This is a genomic window from Streptomyces pluripotens (genome assembly GCF_000802245.2).
GTDB classification, from domain to species: domain Bacteria; phylum Actinomycetota; class Actinomycetes; order Streptomycetales; family Streptomycetaceae; genus Streptomyces; species Streptomyces pluripotens.
In genome coordinates this window covers 3,281,941-3,303,617 of the sequence record NZ_CP021080.1, presented here as the reverse complement: position 1 = coordinate 3,303,617, position 21,677 = coordinate 3,281,941, and the positions used below count along the sequence as shown (strand labels likewise).

General features: G+C 68.4%; 16 protein-coding genes. 12 read left to right on the top strand and 4 right to left on the bottom strand.

Going from position 1 to position 21,677, the window contains the following annotated elements:
• Window positions 1-8 precede the first annotated feature (8 nt).
• Window positions 9-518, top strand: a complete 510-nt coding sequence (locus LK06_RS14790) for a phosphoribosyltransferase (protein ID WP_039653431.1) — start codon at window positions 9-11, stop codon at window positions 516-518.
• Between the two features lie 791 nt (window positions 519-1,309).
• Here the strand turns inward: LK06_RS14790 and LK06_RS14780 are convergent.
• The 3 genes from LK06_RS14780 to LK06_RS14770 all read right to left on the bottom strand — a co-directional run bounded on the left by LK06_RS14780 (window position 1,310) and on the right by LK06_RS14770 (window position 6,708).
• Window positions 1,310-2,365, bottom strand: a complete 1,056-nt coding sequence (locus tag LK06_RS14780; RefSeq protein ID WP_174673878.1) for a YIP1 family protein — start codon at window positions 2,363-2,365, stop codon at window positions 1,310-1,312.
• Between the two features lie 235 nt (window positions 2,366-2,600).
• Window positions 2,601-4,103 (bottom strand): FG-GAP-like repeat-containing protein, encoded by a 1,503-nt coding sequence (locus LK06_RS14775; protein ID WP_174673877.1) that lies wholly within the window; start codon window positions 4,101-4,103, stop codon window positions 2,601-2,603.
• A 337-nt stretch (window positions 4,104-4,440) separates the two neighbouring features.
• A complete protein-coding gene (locus tag LK06_RS14770; protein ID WP_039650575.1) occupies window positions 4,441-6,708 on the bottom strand; it encodes a (Fe-S)-binding protein in 2,268 nt (755 codons plus the stop codon).
• Between the two features lie 227 nt (window positions 6,709-6,935).
• On the opposite strand from LK06_RS14770, the gene LK06_RS14765 reads away from it, so the two are divergent.
• The 7 genes from LK06_RS14765 to LK06_RS14730 all read left to right on the top strand — a co-directional run bounded on the left by LK06_RS14765 (window position 6,936) and on the right by LK06_RS14730 (window position 15,413).
• Window positions 6,936-7,961 (top strand): MraY family glycosyltransferase, encoded by a 1,026-nt coding sequence (locus LK06_RS14765; protein ID WP_039650572.1) that lies wholly within the window; start codon window positions 6,936-6,938, stop codon window positions 7,959-7,961.
• A gap of 95 nt (window positions 7,962-8,056) precedes the next feature.
• Window positions 8,057-9,883: a molecular chaperone DnaK gene (gene dnaK / locus LK06_RS14760; protein ID WP_043434261.1), complete on the top strand. Its 1,827-nt coding sequence runs from the start codon at window positions 8,057-8,059 to the stop codon at window positions 9,881-9,883.
• Complete coding sequence (gene grpE / locus LK06_RS14755; protein WP_039650568.1) at window positions 9,880-10,545, top strand: nucleotide exchange factor GrpE; 666 nt, start codon at window positions 9,880-9,882, stop codon at window positions 10,543-10,545. The genes dnaK and grpE overlap by 4 nt, the downstream gene beginning before the upstream one ends.
• 42 nt (window positions 10,546-10,587) lie before the next feature.
• On the top strand, window positions 10,588-11,763 hold the full coding sequence (gene dnaJ, locus LK06_RS14750) for a molecular chaperone DnaJ (protein WP_039650566.1): 1,176 nt from the start codon (window positions 10,588-10,590) through the stop codon (window positions 11,761-11,763).
• Window positions 11,764-11,771: 8 nt separating this feature from the next.
• Window positions 11,772-12,230, top strand: a complete 459-nt coding sequence (locus tag LK06_RS14745) for a heat shock protein transcriptional repressor HspR (RefSeq protein ID WP_039650565.1) — start codon at window positions 11,772-11,774, stop codon at window positions 12,228-12,230.
• Window positions 12,231-12,895: 665 nt separating this feature from the next.
• Window positions 12,896-14,002, top strand: a complete 1,107-nt coding sequence (locus tag LK06_RS14735; RefSeq protein WP_039650562.1) for a sugar ABC transporter substrate-binding protein — start codon at window positions 12,896-12,898, stop codon at window positions 14,000-14,002.
• Between the two features lie 367 nt (window positions 14,003-14,369).
• Window positions 14,370-15,413 (top strand): helix-turn-helix transcriptional regulator, encoded by a 1,044-nt coding sequence (locus tag LK06_RS14730; protein ID WP_039650558.1) that lies wholly within the window; start codon window positions 14,370-14,372, stop codon window positions 15,411-15,413.
• A gap of 67 nt (window positions 15,414-15,480) precedes the next feature.
• On the opposite strand, the gene LK06_RS14725 is transcribed toward LK06_RS14730, so the two are convergent.
• Window positions 15,481-16,518 carry a helix-turn-helix domain-containing protein gene (locus LK06_RS14725; protein WP_078858693.1) on the bottom strand — a complete coding sequence of 346 codons (1,038 nt, stop codon included), beginning with the start codon at window positions 16,516-16,518 and terminating at the stop codon, window positions 15,481-15,483.
• 294 nt (window positions 16,519-16,812) lie between these two features.
• Between LK06_RS14725 and LK06_RS14715 the strand changes: the two genes are divergently transcribed.
• From LK06_RS14715 to LK06_RS14700, 4 genes are all read left to right on the top strand, one after another.
• Complete coding sequence (locus LK06_RS14715) at window positions 16,813-17,148, top strand: Rieske (2Fe-2S) protein (RefSeq protein WP_039650554.1); 336 nt, start codon at window positions 16,813-16,815, stop codon at window positions 17,146-17,148.
• 486 nt (window positions 17,149-17,634) lie between these two features.
• Window positions 17,635-20,232 (top strand): ATP-dependent chaperone ClpB, encoded by a 2,598-nt coding sequence (gene clpB / locus LK06_RS14710; RefSeq protein WP_039650552.1) that lies wholly within the window; start codon window positions 17,635-17,637, stop codon window positions 20,230-20,232.
• A gap of 10 nt (window positions 20,233-20,242) precedes the next feature.
• Window positions 20,243-20,575 carry a hypothetical protein gene (locus LK06_RS33160; protein ID WP_159025298.1) on the top strand — a complete coding sequence of 111 codons (333 nt, stop codon included), beginning with the start codon at window positions 20,243-20,245 and terminating at the stop codon, window positions 20,573-20,575.
• A gap of 302 nt (window positions 20,576-20,877) precedes the next feature.
• Window positions 20,878-21,408 carry a type III secretion system chaperone family protein gene (locus LK06_RS14700; RefSeq protein WP_039650550.1) on the top strand — a complete coding sequence of 177 codons (531 nt, stop codon included), beginning with the start codon at window positions 20,878-20,880 and terminating at the stop codon, window positions 21,406-21,408.
• Window positions 21,409-21,677 lie beyond the last annotated feature (269 nt).

Below are 21,677 nucleotides of genomic sequence, written 5' to 3'. Positions count from 1 at the left end.
GATACGACATGAGTGACGTGCGGGAGAACCTGACGTACGAGCGGTTCGGGACCGCTGTTCGGGAACTGGCCCAGACCATCGCCGACGACGGGTACGAGCCGGACATCGTGCTCAGCATCGCCCGGGGCGGTGTGTTCGTCGCCGGAGGACTCGCCTACGCCCTCGACTGCAAGAACATCCACCTGGTGAACGTCGAGTTCTACACCGGCGTGGGGACCACCCTGGAGATGCCGGTCATGCTGGCGCCCGTCCCCAACGTCATCGACTTCTCCGACAAGAAGGTGCTCATCACCGACGACGTCGCGGACACCGGCAAGACGCTCAAGCTCGTGCGCGACTTCTGCCTCGACACCGTCGCCGAGGTGCGCTCCGCGGTGATCTACGAGAAGTCCCACTCCCTCGTGCAGTGCGAGTACGTCTGGAAGCGCACCGACGAATGGATCAACTTCCCGTGGTCGGTCTTGCCTCCAGTCAGTAGGTCGGGTGAGCCGATCAAGGAGAACAGGGAAGCGCTCTAACCTGCTGCTCCCTTGCCTCCTCCGAGAGCCCTCGCTCTTGATCTCTGCACATGGGCCTCAAGGACAACGGCGTAGAGGTGGCGGACGGCGAGATCATCGCTGTGCGCATCATCGTGGGCTCAAGGCGCTTCGCGACCACCTCGGGTGCTCGTTGCATGAAGCGCTCGACGTCTACACGACGCGCTACGGGCAACTGCGCCGTGAGAGGCCGGCCGCAGGACGCCGGACCAGAAAAGCGCCAGGCGCTCGGGCCGGTGCGCGTCGAAGGAGATGGCGAAGAGCCGGCTGCTCAGTGCGCCACGCATCCTCGGTTCGTTGAGTGCCAGCTGTCGGCAGGGCGCCATGCCGGCGCCTCGAACGAGCATCCCACGGGCGGGCCATCCTCAGTCGCAGCCGAGTATGCCGCGGCCTGGTTCCGTGCGGGACGCCCTCCTTGGCGGCCTCCACGCTTCACGCTCCCGTCCCCCGTGCGTCGGTGGACACGGGGGAGGTCTGCACGAGCATCCTGCGCGGGAACGTGACCGGCTCGATCTCCCCGCAGCCATCTGGGCTCCCCTGGTGCCCAGATGGCCCGGCAGAGCGCCAGCGCGTCCTGCCCGGACACCACGGCCGGCCGGTCCCGCTTCGATGACGACGATGGCACCGTCCACCCGTTGACGCCGGATGGCCATTCTCGCCGCTGAGAATCTCGCTGTGGTAGGCCTGGGGCCCTTTCCCCCGTGTCATGCACGCCCGTACGGGGGCGGACGGGTGTACGAGCGTGGGTCGTACACCCGTGTGTGCCCGAGCGGTTAGAACGTGCCCAGTTTCACGATCGACAGCAGCGCGATCAGCTGGATCGCGGACGCGCCCAGCGCCTTCGGCCAGGGCAGGTCGTGGGAGCGGGAGACCATCAGGGTCAGCAGTGCTCCGGCCGCGACCCAGGTGGCCCAGCCGAGCACCTGGACGAAGCCCGCGTCGCCACCTAGGAACATGGCGAACACCAGTCGGGGGGCGTCCGTCAGGGACGTGATCAGCATGGACAGACCGACCGTGGGCTGCCAGGAGCCGTCACCGCCGAGTTGGCGGGCCAGGGTGTGGGTGACCACCCCCAGGACGAAGGTGCTCAGCACCATGGTCACGGCGGTGATCAGGACGATCGGGACCGCGTTGGAGAGCGTGGCGTTGATCGCGTCCTTGCGGGCGCCGTCGAAGCCGAAGACGGCGAGCAGGCCATAGAGGAAGGTGACGACGAGGGCCGGACGCCACATCGTGTAGTCCCGCATTCGCAGGAACGTCTGGTCGGGGGAGAGGAAGATCCCCCGCAGCAGTTCCTTCCAGTGCAGGGGAGGCCCGAGCGGGGCCGACGGAGCGGCCGAGCCGGCGTGGTAGGTCTGCCCCTGGGTGTAGCCGGCGGCGTCGTCGACCGAGAAGGCCTGGGTGTGACCCGGGTTGTTGGCCGTGTACGGGTCCGGAGCACCGCCCTGTCCGGGGTGGCCGCCGGGGTAGCCGTCCCCGAAGTACTCGGGCCCGTCCTCGGCCTGCGGCCACGGTGCGCCGCCGGCACCGTACGACGACCGCTGCGGCGGGTACGGCTGCTGCGTCGACGGATAGCCGTACGACGGGCTCCGCTGTCCGTACGACGGTCCCGCGGGTTGTCCGTACGGCGACGGCCCCTGCTGTCCGTGCGACGGGCCGGGCCCGCCCTGCGACGGGGCCTGCGGCGCCTGCTGTCCTTGCGGGGCACGGTCGTTCCGACCCCCGCGTCCGATCCTGAATCCAGCCACGTCAACGAACGTACCCGGTCCGGGGAGGCGATGCGCCCGGAGCCGGGTGCGCGGAGCGGCTTTGCGGCACAGCTGTGACATCCCCTAAGGGACCGTCAGGGGAGGAATCAGGGGATTGCCGGGGGAGCCGTCAGCAGGCTGTCCGGGAGCTGTCGGGCAGCTGTCCGGGCCGTGCCGGGGACGGCCGTGGCGAGCGGGGCGGGTGGGGCGGTCCGGGCGGGGCGGGCGGGGGTGGGGCCGGGTGCTGTGGACCCGGCTCCACCCCCTCGTGCGGCGGCGCGCCGGTGCTCGGTCCGGCGCGGTCGGCTCAGCTGTCTCAGTCGGCGAAGTTGACGCCGAACAGGGGCGCACCGGCTGTGGAGACGCCGGCGGACGTGCAGGAGATGAACCTGGCGCCGGACGTGGTGATCTTGGTGCCGTTGGACGGCAGGTAGGTGACGGCGCCGTTGCCGCCGTTCTCGTACGAGCCCACCACCAGGTCGGCCTTGCCGTCACCGGTGACGTCGTCGAGCTTGACGTCGGCGCCGAACAGGTCGTTGTCCTCGTTGCTTCCGGGGACGCCCGCGGTGTTCTGGTGGAAGGACTGCATGCCGGAGGTGGTGTTCACACCGGAGGGGGAGCCGTACAGGATGGTCACCATGCCGGTGTTGGAGACACCGCTGATGTCCTCCGCGGGGCTGCTGACGACGAGGTCCTGGTAGCCGTCGCCGTTGATGTCGCCGAGGTCGAGCTCGTGGCCGAAGGCGTCGCCCTTCTCCGACTTGCCGGGCACGTTGCCGGTGTTCTGGGTGATGCCGATGGTGGAGGCCGGGCCGGAGGCGGAACCGTAGGTGATGTTCACCTTGCCGCCGTCGGCCGAGTCCGGGACCTTGGTGCCGTCCTCCAGGGAGCCGTCCCAGCCGGCGCCGCTGACGATGTCGCCGTAGCCGTCGCCGTTGATGTCGCCGATGCCGGTGATGATGCCCGGCTTCAGGGCCTTGGCGGAGGAGCCGCTCAGGCCGCTGGGGGAGCCGGGCAGCCAGTAGTTGGTGTTCCAACCGTAGTCGGTCTTGGTCTCGTAGCCGTCCACGACGAGGTCCGTGCGGCCGTCGCCGTTGACGTCGCCGGCGGTCAGGTTCAGTGGGCCGTAGGGGTAGGAGTTGGTGCCCGACTGGATCGGCGGCTTCACGGTGGAGAGGCTGCCGTAGGCGCCCGAGGTGGTGAAGCCGCCCCGGTAGAGGTAGAGGGTGCTCTTGGAGGAGCCGACGACCAGGTCGGCCTTGCCGTCGCCGTCGAAGTCGCCGGCGGCCAGGTTCTTGCCCCAGAAGTCGTGGGCGGACGGGGCCGGGTCGTGGATGGTGACGCCCTTGCCGGTGATGCCGTTCTTGGAACCCCAGAGGATGGCGACGGTGCCGCCGTTGACGTCGGTGCCGACCTTCTCGGCGGGGGTGCCGACGACGAGGTCGTCGATGCCGTCCCCGTTGAAGTCGGCGTACGCGGTGGTTTCGCCGAAGCGGTCGCCGGCCTCGGAGGTGCCGGGAACGCCGGAGGTGTTCTGGCTGATCGTGCTGCGCTGGGTGGACTTGATGCCGGAGGCCGAGCCGTACAGGACGACGACCTGGCCGGCACCCTTGTGGCCGTTCACGTAGGCGGCGGGCGCGGAGGCGGCGACGTCGCCTATGCCGTCGCCGTTGAAGTCGGCCTTCGCGACCTTGAAGGAGTCGGCGGCCATGGCGGGGGTGCTGGCGAAGGTGAGCAGACCTCCCGTCAGCGCGGCCGCGGCGGCCGTCGCGAGGGCGATGCGTCTGGTGCTGTGCAAGCGGGTTTCTCCCTGCGGCATATGTGGGATGCCCGGGGCATCCGGGGTCGGTGTACTGCGGACTGCCCGCGTTTGCCGTGAGTTGTCCCCGGGTTCACGGGGCGGTCAGCAGAAGGGAGACCGGCGGGGACATGTAAGGGTTGTACATGAGTTTGATTTTCAGGCGAACCTGAGGGCCGATTACCTCGTCGGGGCGGGGAGCAGCCTGCTGGCGTTCAGCGGCGAAGGGGCCGAGGACGGCTCGGATGCGCGGCGGCGCCGTCGGGCTGAACCGGTCCCGCGTATGCCGCGGCGCCCCCTGCCTGTGCGGGGCGGGGGGCGCCGTCGGGTCTGAGCGGGTCGTAGCGGCTTGGGCCGGCTACTGCACCGGTTCCGGCTCGGGCTCGTTCTCCGATTCCGTTTCGCCTGCCGGGTCGACCGGGGTCTTGACGGAGTCGAGCAGCAGTTGGGCGACGTCGACGACCTGGATGGACTCCTTGGCCTTGCCGTCGTTCTTCTTGCCGTTCACCGAGTCGGTCAGCATGACCAAGCAGAACGGGCAGGCGGTGGAGACGATGTCGGGGTTGAGGGAGAGGGCTTCGTCGACGCGCTCGTTGTTGATGCGCTTGCCGATCCGCTCCTCCATCCACATCCGGGCTCCGCCGGCGCCGCAGCAGAAGCCGCGCTCCTTGTGGCGGTGCATCTCCTCGTTCCTGAGGCCCGGGACCTTGCCGATGATCTCGCGCGGGGGCGTGTAGATCTTGTTGTGGCGGCCCAGGTAGCAGGGGTCGTGGTAAGTGATGATGCCCTCGACCGGGGTCACCGGGATCAGCTTGCCCTCGTCGACGAGGTGCTGGAGCAGCTGGGTGTGGTGGATGACCTCGTAGTCGCCGCCGAGCTGCGGGTACTCGTTGCCGAGTGTGTTGAGGCAGTGCGGGCAGGTGGCGACGATCTTCTTCGCCGACCTGGGCTTCTTGGTCGACTCGTCCTCGTCGTCCTCACCGAAGGCCATGTTGAGCGCGGCCACGTTCTCCATGCCGAGCTCCTGGAACAGGGGCTCGTTGCCCAGGCGGCGGGCGGAGTCGCCAGTGCACTTCTCGTCCCCGCCCATGATCGCGAACTTCACGCCCGCCATGTGGAGGAGTTCGGCGAAGGCCTTCGTCGTCTTCTTGGCGCGGTCTTCCAGGGCACCGGCACAGCCGACCCAGTACAGGTACTCGACCTCGGTGAGGTCCTCGATGTCCTTGCCGACGACCGGGACCTCGAAGTCGACCTCCTTGGTCCACTCCAGCCGCTGCTTCTTGGCCAGGCCCCAGGGGTTGCCCTTCTTCTCCAGGTTCTTCAGCATCGTGCCCGCCTCGGACGGGAAGGCACTCTCGATCATGACCTGGTAGCGGCGCATGTCGACGATGTGGTCGACATGCTCGATGTCCACCGGGCACTGCTCGACGCAGGCGCCGCAGGTGGTGCAGGACCACAGGACGTCCGGGTCGATGACGCCGTTCTCCTCGGCGGTGCCGATCAGCGGGCGCTCGGCCTCGGCCAGGGCGGTGGCGGGGACGTCCTTCAGCTGCTCCTCGGAGGCCTTCTCCTCGCCCTCCATCGTCTTGCCGCCCCCGGCCAGCAGATACGGCGCCTTGGCGTGTGCGTGGTCCCGCAGGGACATGACCAGGAGCTTGGGGGAGAGCGGCTTGCCGGTGTTCCAGGCCGGGCACTGCGACTGGCAGCGACCGCACTCGGTGCAGGTGGAGAAGTCCAGCAGACCCTTCCAGGAGAACTGCTCGACCTGGGAGACGCCGAAGACGTCGTCCTCACCGGGGTCGGTGAAGTCGATCGGTTCGCCGCCGGACGTCATGGGCTGCAGGCCGCCCAGCGCGGTCCCGCCGGTGGCGTTGCGCTTGAACCAGATGTTCGGGAAGGCGAGGAAGCGGTGCCAGGCCACACCCATGTTGGTGTTGAGTGACACCACGATCATCCAGACGAACGAGGTGCCGATCTTGACCATCGCGGCCAGGTAGACCAGGTTCTGCAGCGCGGTGGTGCTCAGGCCCTTGAACGCGATGACCAGTGGGTACGAGGCGAAGTACGCCGCCTCGTAGTGGTCCACGTGGTGCAGCGCGCCCTCCAGGCCGCGCAGGACGTAGATCGCCAGGCCGATGATGAGGATGACGTACTCGACGAAGTAGGCCTGTCCGGCCTTCGAACCGGCGAAGCGGGACTTGCGGCCCGGCCGGGACGGCAGGCTCAGCAGCCGGATCGTCATGAGGACGAGGATGCCCAGGGTCGTCATGACGCCGATGAACTCGATGTACATCTCGAACGGCAGGAAGCCGCCGATCAGCGGGAGGGTCCAGTCGGCTTGGAAGAGCTGGCCGAACGCCTGGGCGAGGGTCGGCGGCAGGGTCAGGAACCCGATGGCGACGAACCAGTGGGCGATGCCGATGATCCCCCAGCGGTTCATGCGGGTGTGGCCGAGGAACTCCCGGACCAAGGTCACACTGCGCTGGTACGGATTGTCGGTCCGGCTGCCGGCGGGGACGGGTTGGCCCAGCCTGAAGTACCGGACGAACTGGCCGATGGCACGGGCGAGCAGCGCAACGCCGACCACGGTCAGGACCAGCGACACGATGATCGCGGCGAGTTGCATGGGGGCTCCTGAGGCAGCCTCGAAATTACTAAGCGGTAACTTATGCAGTCCGTCTGAGACTACCCCCATCTTCCGTCCGGATGCAGCGTGGCGCGGGGTGATCTGGGTCGCTGAGGGGCGCCTTCCCGGGAGCGGGATGCCCATCCTTCCTCACTGCTTTTCCAGGGGTGGGCAATCCGATCGTGTTATTCGTACCGAATTGCTACATTTACACCTACCTTAGAGCCGTGCTCTATGGGATCGCCGCCGCCACTGCCGCCCTCCTTCTCGCCGCCGTGCTCACGGCGCTGATCAGGGCGCCCGCGCTGCGGGCGGGCATCGTCGACCGGCGGCGTCACCGGCAGCGGCCCGTGCCGGTGCTCGGCGGGCTCGCCGTGGTGGCCGTCACCTGTCTGGTCGCATGGGCGGGTCAGTGGACCCGGGTCGCTCCGCTCGGGGGCGGGATCGCGAAGCTGCTGGCTGCCGCCGCCGCGGTCGCCGTGCTGGGGCTGGTCGCCGATGTGTGGCGGCTGCGCGCGCGTGTGCTCGTCGCCGCTACGGCCGTGGCCGCGGCCTGTGTCGTGCCGTATGACGAGACGGGCGTGCTGGGCGGGGTGCTGGCCGTGGGGTGGATCGTCCTCTCCGTGCTCGCCTTCAGGGGGCTCGATCACGCCGACGGGCTCGCCGGAACCGTGGGGGTGATCACCGCCTTCGGGGCGGGGGCCTGTGCCGCCGTCGAGGTGCTGGACGGGCTCGCCGTGCTGCTGAGCGTGTTCGCCGCTGCCCTCACCGGCTTCCTGATGCACAACTGGCATCCCGCGCGGATCGGGCTCGGTGCCTGCGGTTCGCTGTTCACCGGGTTCCTGCTGTCGTCGTCCGTTGTCCTCACCCGCGCGGGGTACGGAATCGGGTCAAGCGTGGCGGTGGTGTTCTGCCTCGGTGCCGTCGCCTTCGCCGACGCCGTCCTCGTCGTCCTCGTCCGGCTGCTGGGGCGACGTCCGCTGCTCCGGCGTGGTCCCGACCATCTCACCCATCGGTTGCGGCGGCTCGGACTGACCCCGCAGGGATCGGTCGTACTGCTGGGTGCCGGCTCCTTCTCCTCGGTGCTCGTCGGGGTGCTCGTGCACACCGGGTGGATGGGGGAGTGGGCGGTGCTGTGGGTGGCGGGAGGGGTGGTTGCCGCCGTTCTGGTGCTCCTTCGTGTTCCTGTTCCACGGTCCGCTCGGGTGGCATCTACGCAGGTCAGAGGGGCCTTGCGTGTAAGGAACGGATAAGAGTTGAGCGGGCTGGACTCAAGTCTATTGACCGGAAGCACCCTCCTCGTGCACACTTGAGCCTGTTCCACTCAAGTCAGTTGGAGGAATCAACCATGGCACGTGCGGTCGGCATCGACCTGGGCACGACTAACTCCGTCGTCAGCGTTCTGGAGGGCGGCGAGCCCACCGTCATCACCAACGCAGAGGGCGCCAGGACCACGCCGTCCGTCGTCGCCTTCGCCAAGAACGGTGAAGTGCTCGTCGGCGAGGTCGCCAAGCGCCAGGCGGTCACGAACGTGGACCGGACCATCCGCTCGGTGAAGCGCCACATGGGCACCGACTGGAAGATCCAGCTCGACGGCAAGGACTTCAACCCGCAGCAGATCTCCGCCTTCATCCTGCAGAAGCTGAAGCGGGACGCCGAGGCGTACCTGGGCGAGAAGGTGACCGACGCGGTCATCACCGTCCCGGCGTACTTCAACGACTCCGAGCGCCAGGCGACCAAGGAAGCCGGCGAGATCGCCGGTCTGAACGTCCTGCGGATCGTCAACGAGCCGACCGCCGCGGCGCTCGCCTACGGCCTCGACAAGGACGACCAGACGATCCTCGTCTTCGACCTCGGTGGCGGCACCTTCGACGTGTCCCTCCTGGAGATCGGCGACGGCGTCGTCGAGGTGAAGGCCACCAACGGTGACAACCACCTCGGCGGTGACGACTGGGACCAGCGCGTCGTCGACTACCTGGTCAAGCAGTTCCAGTCCGGTCACGGCGTGGACCTGTCCAAGGACAAGATGGCCCTGCAGCGTCTACGCGAGGCTGCCGAGAAGGCCAAGATCGAGCTGTCCTCGTCCACCGAGACCTCGATCAACCTGCCCTACATCACCGCGTCCGCCGAGGGCCCGCTGCACCTGGACGAGAAGCTCACCCGGGCGCAGTTCCAGCAGCTGACCGCGGACCTGCTGGAGCGCTGCAAGACGCCGTTCCACAACGTCATCAAGGACGCCGGCATCTCCATCAAGGAGATCGACCACGTCGTCCTCGTCGGTGGCTCCACCCGTATGCCCGCCGTCGCAGAACTGGTCAAGGAGCTGACCGGCGGCAAGGAGGCCAACAAGGGTGTGAACCCGGACGAGGTCGTCGCCATCGGGGCCTCGCTCCAGGCCGGTGTCCTCAAGGGCGAGGTCAAGGACGTCCTGCTGCTCGACGTCACCCCGCTGTCCCTCGGCATCGAGACCAAGGGCGGCATCATGACCAAGCTGATCGAGCGCAACACCACGATCCCGACCAAGCGTTCGGAGATCTTCACCACGGCCGAGGACAACCAGCCGTCCGTGCAGATCCAGGTCTACCAGGGCGAGCGCGAGATCGCGGCCTACAACAAGAAGCTCGGCATGTTCGAGCTGACCGGTCTGCCGCCGGCGCCGCGTGGCGTCCCGCAGATCGAGGTCTCCTTCGACATCGACGCCAACGGCATCATGCACGTCACGGCGAAGGACCTCGGCACCGGCAAGGAGCAGAAGATGACCGTCACCGGCGGCTCCTCGCTGCCGAAGGACGAGGTCGACCGGATGCGCCAGGAGGCCGAGCAGTACGCGGAGGAGGACCACCGCCGCCGCGAGGCCGCCGAGACCCGCAACCAGGGCGAGCAACTGGTCTACCAGACCGAGAAGTTCCTCAAGGACAACGAGGACAAGGTCCCGGGCGAGGTCAAGACCGAGGTCGAGGCCGCCGTCGCCGAGCTGAAGGAGAAGCTCAAGGGCGAGGACACAGCCGAGATCCGCAGCGCCACCGAGAAGGTCGCGGCCGTCTCGCAGAAGCTGGGCCAGGCCATGTACGCCGACGCCCAGGCCGCTGGTGCGGGTGCCGGTGAGGCCAAGGCTGACGACGACGTCGTGGACGCCGAGATCGTGGACGACGAGCGCAAGGACGGTGCCGCGTGACGGAGGAGACCCCGGGCTTCGAGGAGAAGCCCGACGTCCCCTCCGGCGCGACCCCCGAAGACGCCGAGTCGAAGGCCGCTCCCGAGAAGGGGGCGGCCCCGGCCGGGGACGTAAGTGCAGACGCGGGCTTGGTGGCCCAGCTGGACCAGGTGCGCACGGCGCTGAACGAACGCACCCTGGACCTTCAGCGCCTCCAGGCCGAGTACCAGAACTACCGCCGCCGCGTCGAGCGTGACCGGATCGCGGTCAAGGAGATCGCCATCGCGAACCTCCTGACCGAACTCCTGCCCGTGCTCGATGACATCGGCCGCGCGCGGGAACACGGTGAGCTGGTCGGCGGGTTCAAGTCCGTCGCCGAGTCGCTGGAGACCGTCGCGGCGAAGATGGGCCTGCAACAGTTCGGCAAGGAGGGCGAGCCCTTCGACCCGACGATCCACGAGGCCCTGATGCACAGCTACGCGCCGGATGTCACGGAGACCACGTGCGTGGCGATCCTGCAGCCCGGGTATCGCATCGGCGAGCGCACCATCCGCCCCGCGCGGGTGGCCGTCGCCGAACCGCAGCCCGGCACACAGTCGGTCAAGGCCGAGGACGCCGAGGAGAGCACCCCGGCACCCGGCTCCGCCGAGGACAAGGAGAACGGTGGCCCGGACGAGGGCTGACGTGTACACCGAGGGGAACCACGGAAAGGGGGTACGTCGAGGATGAGCACCAAGGACTTCATCGAGAAGGACTACTACAAGGTCCTCGGCGTCCCCAAGGACGCCACCGAGGCCGAGATCAAGAAGGCGTACCGGAAGCTCGCCCGCGAGTTCCACCCGGACGCGAACAAGGGCAACGCCAAGGCCGAGGAGCGCTTCAAGGAGGTCTCCGAGGCGAACGACGTCCTCGGCGACCCCAAGAAGCGCAAGGAGTACGACGAGGCACGCGCCCTGTTCGGCAACGGCGGCTTCCGCCCCGGACCGGGCGCCGGCGGCTCGTTCAACTTCGACCTGGGCGACCTCTTCGGAGGCGGTGCCCAGGGCGGTGCCCAGGGCGGCGGTTTCGGCGGCGGAATCGGGGACGTCTTCGGGGGCCTGTTCAATCGTGGCGGCGGCGCCGGCGCGCGTACCCAGCCCCGGCGCGGCCAGGACATCGAGTCCGAGGTCACGCTGAGCTTCACGGAGGCCATCGAGGGCGCCACGGTGCCCCTCAGGATGTCCTCCCAGGCGCCCTGCAAGGCCTGTTCCGGCACCGGCGACAAGAACGGCACACCGCGCGTGTGTCCGACCTGCGTCGGCACCGGGCAGGTGGCGCGGGGTTCGGGCGGCGGGTTCTCGCTCACCGACCCCTGTCCCGACTGCAAGGGCCGCGGCCTGATCGCCGAGCACCCCTGCACGGAGTGCAAGGGCAGCGGGCGCGCCAAGTCGTCCCGCACCATGCAGGTCCGCATCCCGGCGGGCGTCACCGACGGGCAGCGCATCCGGCTGCGCGGCAAGGGCGCGCCCGGCGAGCGGGGCGGACCGGCGGGCGATCTCTACGTGGTCGTGCACGTCGGCGATCACCCGGTGTTCGGTCGCAAGGGCGACAACCTCACCGTCACCGTGCCGGTGACGTTCGCCGAGGCGACCCTCGGCGGCGAGGTGCGCGTACCGACCCTCGGTGGCCCGGCGGTCACCCTGAAGCTGCCCTCCGGCACCCCGAACGGCCGTACGATGCGGGCGCGGGGCAAGGGTGCGGTCCGCAAGGACGGCAGCCGTGGCGACCTGCTGGTCACTGTCGAGGTGAGTGTCCCCAAGGACCTTTCGGGGAAGGCTCGTGACGCGCTGGAGGCGTATCGCGAGGCGACCGCGGGCGAGGACCCGCGGGCGGAGCTGTTCGAGGCCGCGAAGGGAGATTGAGAGCCCCCATGGATACTTCAGGCCGTCGGCGGAACCCGTATGAGCTGACCGAGGAGACCCCGGTCTACGTCATCTCGGTGGCGGCCCAGCTGTCCGGGCTCCATCCACAGACGCTGCGCCAGTACGACCGGCTGGGCCTGGTCTCCCCCGACCGCACCGCGGGCCGGGGGCGGCGTTACTCGGCCCGCGACATCGAGCTGCTCCGCCAGGTGCAGCAGCTGTCGCAGGACGAGGGCATCAACCTGGCCGGCATCAAGCGGATCATCGAACTGGAGAACCAGGTCGCCGCGCTGCAGGCCCGTGTCGCGGAGTTGCAGTCGGCGGTGGAGGGCGCGGCGGTCGCGATGCAGCAGCGTGAGGCAGCCGTCCATGCCTCCTACCGTCGTGATCTGGTCCCGTACCAGGAAGCGCAGCGGACCAGCGCGTTGGTGGTGTGGCGGCCGAAGCGGCGCCAGCAGTCCGACTGACCGCGGCTGAGTCCCCCCGAGGGCCCGTAGGCGTCCGCCGCCTGCGGGCCCTCGCCGTTCCCCGTACGCCTGCCGGGACGAGGGGGCTGTGGGGCGTGCAGGTGCGGGCGTACTGCGGCTGCTCCTCCGTGCAACGCCTCCGCGGCCCGCACGGGAGGCCACCGGAGAGGCGCTGGCGCGTCCGACGCGTGGTCAGCGAGCCAGGGAAGGCCGGCGGATGGACGGTACGCGGACGAGCGGTCGCCTCGTGCGGCAACAGCCCTGCGGACCGGCACAGCATCGTCCGGGCGATGGCCGGCGGGGCGGGTGCGGAGCCCCTCGGGGCGGCCGTGCCGCCCGTCTTCCCGTACCACCGGGACGGGGCGGGGGATCTGCGGGAGACCGTGGCGCACCGCGGGGCGGATGAGCTGAGGATGGCTGAGTTCATTCGGCTGTTTGAACGAACCTCTTTCTTTGCCGCGTCATGGAGTCCTCTTGAATGAAGCGTCCGTAAAGGGCGTTTGAAGGCGATTCTTCGGGCGGTTTGCGGGGGCAGCGGAACGTGCTGTTGCGGACTCGTTAAGTGAGACGCCTTGACGCCGGGTGTGGCCTCCGCGTTGTCTTTTCAGACACCTAGGCCGTATAGCACCACCCACGTCCGGAACGCACCTGAAGTGAGCCCTCGAATGCGTCGTATCGCCCTATCCGTGGCCGCGTCCACGATGACCCTCTCGCTCGCCGGCTGTGGCGTGCTGAACGCGGCGGGGGACGGCGCGAGCGCGAGCCCGACCAAGGGCAACGACATCACGGTGGGCCTGTTGCTGCCGGAGAAGGCCAACACCCGCTACGACAAGTTCGACTACCCCATCATCAAGAAGAAGGTCGCCGAACTCACCAAGAAGCAGGGCAAGGTCGAGTACGCCAACGCCGCCGCGGACGCCTCCCGGCAGGCCGGGCAGCTGCAGAAGATGATCGACGACAAGGTCGACGTCATCCTGCTCGACGCGGTCGACTCGCACGCCATCGCCAGCGGGGTGAAGAAGGCCAAGGCGGCGGGCATTCCGGTCATCGCCTACGACCGCCTCGCCGAGGGTCCGATCGACGCCTACATCTCCTTCGACAACGAACTCGTCGGCGAAGTGCAGGCCCGCACCCTGCTGGAGGCCCTGGGGCCGAACGTCGACACCTCCGACAAGATCGTCATGATGAACGGCTCCCCCACCGACCCGAACGCCAAGCAGTTCAAGCAGGGTGCGCTCTCCGAGCTGAACGGCAAGGTCACGATCGCGGACAGCTTCGACACCACGGACTGGAAGCCGGAGAACGCCGAGGCCAACATGACCAAGGCGATCGCCAAGATCGGCAAGGACAACATCGCCGGCGTCTACGCCGCCAACGACGGCATGGCGGGCGGCGTCATCAAGGCCCTGAGGGCGGCCGGCGTCACCCATCTGCCCCCGATCACCGGTCAGGACTCCGAACTCGACGCGGTCCAGCGCGTCGTGACCGGTGAGCAGTACATGAGCATCTACAAGTCCTACCCGGACGAGGCCGATGCCGCCGCGCAGATGGCCGTCGCCAGGATCCAGGGCAGGGACATCCAGTTCGATGCGCTCACCCAGGACAAGGTCGACAGCCCCACCACCAAGAACATCCCCTCCAAGCTGGTGCAGCCGAGCGCGCTGACGAAGAGCACCATCAAGGACACCGTCGTCGCGGACGGCATCTACACCATCGATGACATCTGCACCGCCAAGTACAAGGCGGCGTGTGCGGCGATCGGCCTGAAGTAGCCACGACCCACCACGGGCACCGAGCCGTACGACGTGACGTCGTACGGCTCGCGGCCGTGTGGCGTTCACTGACCCCGGCGGCCTTCCCGGAGCGTCGTGCCACCCGCCTTCGCCGGCCCCCTGCGGGGCGGGGGCGTCCGATTGCCGCTCCGGGGGCCGGGCTCTGGTGGGAGGCGGGAGCAACGATGCCCCGGTCATGTCCGCACGGCCTTCACGTTGTTGCAACGCGAGGCGCGGAGCCTGGATGATACCCGGCCATAACGGTGGTTTGCGGCGGGCGCCGCGTGGGGAGCCGTGTTGCGGACCCAGTCGGTGCCGCGCATAGTTGCGCTGCGGAAGTGGCAGCACACCGGGGGTGGGATGGGCAATGGCCGGGCGTGGGGCGGAGCAGCATCCGCACGGTGCCGACCGGCTGTGCGAGGCCGGGGACCGCGTGTATTCCCGTGCCGTGCGCCGGGGACGAGTGCCGCGCACGGACGCCGAGTCGGTGCCCTGCCTGATGGAACTGGCTCTGCTGCACCCGGACCCCGACGACATGGACTGGTTGGTTCCCACCTCCCCGCAGGAGGTCATGACCAGGCTGCTGCGCGGGGTCTACGACGAGGTCAGTGAGAGCCAGCGGCGGGTGGGCTCGGCGGTGGCCGCCTTCGAGCGGTACGCGGACCTCGGCCGGCGGCTGAACACCCTTGCCGGGCCGGCCGAGGGCAGCGCCATCCGGGTGCTGGACGGGCTCTCCCGCATCCAGGCCGCGATGGACGAGGCGACCGAAGCGTGTACGACCGAGGTGCTCACGGTGCAGCCGGGCGGCATCAGACGGGAGGCCGAACTGACCGAGGGACTGCACCGGGCGCTGGCCCTGCGCGGCCGGGGCGTGCGGATGCGCGACCTGTACACGCATGTGGCCCGGCACGGGCAGGGGTTGCTCAACTACCTGGAGTTGATGGGAGACGCGGTCGAGGCACGTACCCTCGACGAGGTCATCGACCGCCTCATCCTGTTCGACCGCACGGTTGCCTTCATCCCCGCGAACACGGACCGCACGATCGCCCTGGAACTGCGCCATCCGGCCCTGGTCGAGTACTTGGTGACCGTCTTCGAGCGCCTGTGGCGGCTGGCGATCCCGCTGACCGCGCCGCTGCCCGACACCGGGATCGAGGGCATCTCGCACCGCGAGCAGTCCATCGCCGCGCTGCTTGCCGAGGGCCATCAGGACGCGGTGATCGCCGAGCGGCTCGGTATCAGTGTCCGTACCTGTCGTGCCCACATCGCCCGGTTGTCGGAGACGCTCGGCGCTGCCAGCCGTACTCAACTGGGCGTCCGCATCGCCCAGGTGGGTCTGGACGGCCAGCGGTCCGGTCTGCCGGCCGCCGCCCTCACCGCTTCCGACCCGGGATCTCCGGGCGCGCGATGAGGCAGCCGGTGGTGCCGTGTGCCGGGTGCGGTTCGGATGTCACGGGGGTGCCCCGCTCAGCCCCGGGTCACTGCGAGCCCCCTCGATCCGGCAGGGGGGTGTCCTTGTCGAGGATGCCTGACTGCGCGATGAGGTAGCCGAGCTGGGCACGGCTGCCGCTGCCCAGGGCCTGGGCGAGTTTGGCGATGTGGGCGCGGCAGGTGCGGACGTTCATGCCCAGGCGGCGGGCGATGGCCTCGTCGACGTGGCCTTCGACGAGGAGCTTGGCGATGGAGTGCTGGATCTCGGTGATGCCGTCGGGGGCGGTCTCGTAGGGGGTGCCGGCGCTCAGTGGTACGGCACGCCCCCACATGAACTCGAAGACCTTGATCAGATATCCGACGAGGCCCGGGTGACGCAGCTCCAGGGCGACTTGCCGGTCGTCCCGTATGGGGATGAAGGCGACCGTCTCATCGCAGATGATGAGCCGTTCGACCAGTTCGTCGATGGTGCGGTACTCGGCTTTGCCATTGACGAACTGGTCGACGTAGGCCAGCCGTTCGGGGATGAACCGGGCAGTGTGCTGGTACAACGTGCGGATGCGGACGCCACGTTCGATCAGGGTCTTGTCGCGCTCCAGACCCTCGATGATTCTCCGTTGGGGGTGACGGACGCTCGGCTGTACCGTCAGTACCTCGCTGCGGCACTGGTCGGTTGCCAGGTCGAGGGCGGCGTTGATGCGGTCGAGGCCCTCCAGCACGGTGATCGAGTGGGTGGGAGCACCGTCCTGTGCGGTGAGGTTCATGAAGGGTTCGAAGACGTCGGCGATCTCCAGGGAGGTGCGCCTGCGCTCGGTGATCTCGCGCTCGATCGGGCTGAGCCGCCGTGCCAGGGCTACCGATGGGGGGACAGGGCGGAGCCAGTTCGGGTCGTCGGGGTCGGCGTGCAGCAGGGCGAACTCCATGAGGCAGGGAGCGGCCTCCACGTCCGCACGGGCGACGCGGCCGGTGCGGAGTGCGTTGGCGTAGAGAAGCCTTCCTTCCTCACATAGTTCAGTAATCGCGTGGGGATGTGTCACGTATGTCGGATTCTTCGTCAAATCTCCACCCCCCAGGGTCCTGAACATGCAGGAACATGATGCACTGATTGTGTGGCCATGACGTGCCCGAATGAGCCATCGTCGTAGTCGACGGGGGAAGAGGGGACCTTCAAGTGAGGACGAAGCCGACTATGCGTAAGAGAATGCTTCGCTCGGTGCTTGTCGCCGCCTTCTCAGCCGTTGTGGCCTTCGGAACGCTGAATGGCCTCTCCACTGCGAAGAGCGACGTACGGGCGGACACCCAGTGGTCATTCGTGAAGCCTGGTGGGGCTGTCGATGACTATGCTGCGGCAGCCCCGAGTGACACTCAGTGGTCTTGATATGACGACTCCACCCGATGACCGCTCCTTCCGTCGCGAGATGGCCACCGCCTATCGCTCGGGCTGGCACTTCATCGACCTGGTCACCGCCATCCCCCACAGCGGCGACTCGCTGATGGTGACCGTCTTCGGTGAGCCGGTCGTCGTCACCCGGGACGAGGACGGGGACGTGCGGGCCTTTCGGTGCCTGCGCAAGCCCCGGGGTGCGCCCCAGCCGGTGCGCTGTGCCATCCGATACGGGATGATCTTTGTGAACCTGGACCAGCGAGACCACCGGATGGCAGAACCGGATGTCTCGGATGTGCGGACTATTTCGGCCACCCCCCGCAGTGCCTGACGCGATTCCCCCGTCGTAAAAGATCGCTCAGGTGCTTCCCCCCGCAGCGGCGTCACCGTGACCTGAACACGGTGACGCCGCTGCAGTTTGTGCTGCTATGTCGAGGTATGGGGGTGCTTCCATGGTGGCTGAAATCAATCGGTTCGACTCGCCCGGACACTCGCTCCGCTTCCCTCTCGGTCACCATGTGTGACGGATCAGTAGTACACGCTCGCTCGTGCCGGTGGCATATCTGAAGTGCCGCTTGCCGCCACCTGCCCCGGCGCCTTTCGGTTCTGGCTGCGTTCGCACGTGCGTACGCATGCGTGGTGTCCCCTGGTGTCAGTCGCCAGCCATCGGAAATTCGACACCGGGAAAGCGTGCGTCCGCCGTCTTGAGTGGAATAGACTCAACTTTGTGCAGGTTACCTAAGTCAGGGCCGCGTGAGCTGTCGGGGCTTTCGGTACGGGAAGCGGCCGTGGAGTCGATGAGGAGGAGAGCACGAACGTGGACGCCGAGCTGACCAACAGGAGCCGGGACGCGATCAATACGGCGAGCAATCGCGCCGTCACCGAGGGGAACCCGGATCTCACCCCAGCCCACCTGCTCCTTGCACTGCTCGCGGGGCAGGACAACGAGAACATCACCGATCTGCTCGCGGCGGTCGGCGCCGATCAGGCAGCCGTGCGCTCCGGCGCGGAGAAGATCCTGGCCGCGCTGCCCAGCGTGACCGGTTCCACCGTTGCGCCGCCGCAGCCCAACCGTGAGCTGCTGGCGGTGCTCGCCGATGCCGGTGAGCGCGCCAGGGAACTCGGTGACGAGTACCTGTCCACCGAACACCTGCTGATCGGCATCGCCGCGAAGGGCGGTGCGGCCGGCGAGCTGCTCAAGGCGCAGGGCGCCGAAGCCGGGAAGCTGCTGGAGGCTTTCCGTAAGGCCAGGGGAGGGCGCCGGGTGACCACCACCGACCCCGAGGGTCAGTACAAGGCCTTGGAGAAGTTCGGCACCGACTTCACCGCCGCTGCCCGCGAAGGCCGATTGGACCCGGTCATCGGCCGTGACCAGGAGATCCGGCGGGTCGTGCAGGTGCTGAGCCGCCGCACCAAGAACAACCCCGTGCTCATCGGCGAGCCCGGCGTCGGCAAGACCGCCGTGGTCGAGGGACTCGCCCAGCGGATCGTCAAGGGCGACGTGCCCGAGTCGCTGCGGGACAAGCGGCTGGTCGCCCTCGACCTCGGCGCGATGGTGGCCGGTGCCAAGTACCGCGGTGAGTTCGAGGAGCGGCTGAAGTCCGTACTCGCCGAGATCAAGGACTCCGACGGGCAGATCATCACCTTCATCGACGAGCTGCACACGGTGGTGGGCGCCGGTGCGGGTGGGGACTCGGCCATGGACGCCGGCAATATGCTCAAGCCCATGCTCGCCCGCGGTGAGCTGCGCATGGTCGGTGCGACCACCCTGGACGAGTACCGGGAGCGGATCGAGAAGGATCCGGCGCTGGAGCGCCGCTTCCAGCAGGTGCTGGTCGCCGAGCCGACGGTCGAGGACACCATCGCGATCCTGCGCGGCCTCAAGGGTCGGTACGAGGCCCACCACAAGGTGCAGATCGCGGACAGTGCGCTGGTGGCCGCCGCTGCCCTCTCCGACCGGTACATCACCTCCCGCTTCCTGCCCGACAAGGCCATCGACCTGGTGGACGAGTCCGCCTCCCGGCTGCGCATGGAGATCGATTCGTCGCCCGTCGAGATCGACGAACTCCAGCGCGCCGTCGACCGGTTGAAGATGGAGGAGCTGGCGATCGCCAAGGAGACCGACCCGGCCTCCCTGGAACGACTGGAGAAGCTCCGCCGCGACCTCGCCGACAAGGAGGAGGAACTGCGCGGCCTGAACGCCCGCTGGGAGAAGGAGAAGCAGTCCCTCAACCGGGTCGGTGAGCTGAAGGAGAGGCTGGACGACCTGCGCGGCCAGGCCGAACGTGCCCAGCGTGACGGCGACTTCGATACCGCAGCCAAGCTGCTCTACGGCCAGATCCCACAGCTGGAGAAGGAACTGGAGGCAGCTTCCGAAGCCGAGGAGGAGGCCGCCAAGGACACGATGGTCAAGGACGAGGTGGGTCCCGACGACATCGCCGACGTCGTCGCCGCCTGGACCGGTATCCCCGCCGGCCGCCTGATGGAGGGCGAGACGCAGAAGCTGCTGCGTATGGAGGACGAACTGGGCAAGCGGCTCATCGGGCAGACCGAGGCCGTGCGCGCGGTCAGCGACGCCGTGCGGCGCTCTCGCGCGGGCGTCGCCGACCCGGACCGCCCCACCGGTTCCTTCCTCTTCCTCGGCCCGACCGGTGTCGGCAAGACCGAACTCGCCAAGGCGCTGGCCGACTTCCTCTTCGACGACGAACGGGCCATGGTCCGTATCGACATGTCCGAGTACAGCGAGAAGCACAGCGTGGCCCGGCTGGTCGGCGCCCCTCCCGGGTACGTCGGCTACGAGGAGGGCGGCCAGCTGACCGAGGCGGTCCGCCGCCGCCCGTACAGCGTCGTGCTTCTGGACGAGGTGGAGAAGGCCCATCCCGAGGTCTTCGACATCCTGCTCCAGGTGCTGGATGACGGTCGTCTGACGGACGGCCAGGGCCGCACGGTCGACTTCCGCAACACCATCCTGGTGCTCACCTCGAACCTGGGCAGCCAGTTCCTGGTCGACCCGACCACCACCGAGGAGGAGAAGAAGGAGCAGGTGCTGGAGGTCGTCCGGGTCTCCTTCAAGCCCGAGTTCCTGAACCGTCTGGACGACCTGGTGGTCTTCTCGGCGCTGACCAAGCCCGAGCTGGAGCGGATCGCGCAGCTCCAGATCGACCGGCTGGCCAAGCGGCTCGCCGAGCGGCGCCTCACCCTGGACGTCACTCCCGAGGCTCTGGCCTGGCTCGCCGAGGAGGGCATGGACCCGGCCTACGGTGCCCGCCCGCTGCGCCGCCTGGTGCAGACGTCGATCGGCGACCGCCTCGCCAAGGAGATCCTCTCCGGCGAGATCAAGGACGGCGACACGGTCCGCGTGGACCGTTCCGGTGAGGGCCTGCTGGTGGGCCCGGCCACGGGCAAGACGCTGTGACGCTCACTCGGTGAACGTCGAGAGCCGTACGAGGGCCAAGACCGGGCCCTCGTACGGCACGTCCACGAGGGCCCGGTCCTGGCTCTCGGCCCGGCTCGGCCCCCGGGTCGCCCGCGCCGTTCGGGTCCAGACGGAGATCCATCCCTTCGCCGCAGTACTCCGTGTTCGGCTCCGGCGCGAGTACTCCGTGTTTGGCTCCGACGCGTGTGGACAGGTGCTCTTCAGCCCGTCCTGCGCGCCGCGCCTCGGTATCCGGAAGGTGGCGTGGTGGGAGAGGGTATCCAGCCAGGTCTCCGCGGTGCAGTGGGTGTCGTGCGCGCCACTGGGCACCTCGATCCGTTGAGCGTGAGCGCCTCGGCGCAGGGTGCCTTCTCCAGGTCCCCGGCCGCCGTAACGAAGGGGGCCGCCACCTTCGTCATTCCCACGACCAGCACCACCGCAACCAAGGGGGCAATCGCCGCGATCAACGCGATGCACCCCCACCTTTTCCGCTCCCGTCACGCCATCCGGGCCTCCCGAGCGCATCGGCCGCCCATTCGTTCAGCCGGATCGTGTCAGCCTATGGCTGACAGGCCCGGCCAGGGCTTGCCACCCCCCTCCCCGCATGAGGGAGGATGGCGGAATCCGCATGAAGGGAAAATCACGGTGAGCATCGACCCGTCCTCGATTCCGAACTTCGGGGGCCAGCCCGAACCGCAGCCCCAAGGACCGGCGGGCCCCGTCGTCCCGGATCAGGATCTCGTGAAGCAGCTCCTCGACCAGATGGAGCTGAAGTACGTCGTTGACGAGGAGGGTGACCTCGCGGCGCCGTGGGAGCAGTTCCGCACGTACTTCATGTTCCGTGGAGAGGCCGAACAGGCGGTCTTCTCCGTGCGGACCTTCTACGACCGTCCCCACAAGATCGACGAGAAGCCGCAGCTGCTGGAGTCCGTCGACGACTGGAACCGCCGCACCCTGTGGCCCAAGGTGTACACCCACACCCACGACGACGGCACGGTCCGTCTGATCGGCGAAGCCCAGATGCTGATCGGCACGGGTGTCGACATCAACCACTTCGTCTCCTCCACGGTCAGCTGGGTGCGGGCCGCGATCGAGTTCGACAAGTGGCTCGTCGAGCAGCTCGGCCTGGAACAGGAGATCAACGACTCGGACGAGCCCGAGGACGACGGAGAGTAGTCCTCCGGAACGCCACAGCGGCGCGTGTGCAGACACCATGGGGTACGCGCCGCGGGTGAAGCTGAGCCCGGCCCCGGCACACGACCGCCACGACGGTGCGCCGGAACCGGGCTCTCGTCATGCCTACCGGCTCCCCCGCGGGTGGTGGCACCTCGGTCCACAGTCTGTGGAAAACCTGGCCGCCCCCACCGCGGGCCCCCTGCGTCGTCGGACGTGGTCGTTCCTGGCGGAAGCCCCGTGACGGCGGCAGCGCCACCTTCACCGTCGAG

Excerpts from the sequence above, each read along its gene's own strand:
- dnaJ (WP_039650566.1), top strand. The coding sequence starts at position 10,588 with ATGAGCACCAAGGACTTCATCGAGAAGGACTACTACAAGGTCCTCGGC.
- LK06_RS14745 (WP_039650565.1), top strand. The coding sequence starts at position 11,772 with ATGGATACTTCAGGCCGTCGGCGGAACCCGTATGAGCTGACCGAGGAG.
- LK06_RS14770 (WP_039650575.1), bottom strand. The coding sequence starts at position 6,708 with ATGCAACTCGCCGCGATCATCGTGTCGCTGGTCCTGACCGTGGTCGGC.
- dnaK (WP_043434261.1), top strand. The coding sequence starts at position 8,057 with ATGGCACGTGCGGTCGGCATCGACCTGGGCACGACTAACTCCGTCGTC.
- LK06_RS14735 (WP_039650562.1), top strand. The coding sequence starts at position 12,896 with ATGCGTCGTATCGCCCTATCCGTGGCCGCGTCCACGATGACCCTCTCG.
- LK06_RS14725 (WP_078858693.1), bottom strand. The coding sequence starts at position 16,518 with ATGTTCAGGACCCTGGGGGGTGGAGATTTGACGAAGAATCCGACATAC.
- LK06_RS14715 (WP_039650554.1), top strand. The coding sequence starts at position 16,813 with ATGACGACTCCACCCGATGACCGCTCCTTCCGTCGCGAGATGGCCACC.
- LK06_RS14730 (WP_039650558.1), top strand. The coding sequence starts at position 14,370 with ATGGCCGGGCGTGGGGCGGAGCAGCATCCGCACGGTGCCGACCGGCTG.
- LK06_RS14790 (WP_039653431.1), top strand. The coding sequence starts at position 9 with ATGAGTGACGTGCGGGAGAACCTGACGTACGAGCGGTTCGGGACCGCT.
- LK06_RS14780 (WP_174673878.1), bottom strand. The coding sequence starts at position 2,365 with ATGTCACAGCTGTGCCGCAAAGCCGCTCCGCGCACCCGGCTCCGGGCG.
- LK06_RS14775 (WP_174673877.1), bottom strand. The coding sequence starts at position 4,103 with ATGCCGCAGGGAGAAACCCGCTTGCACAGCACCAGACGCATCGCCCTC.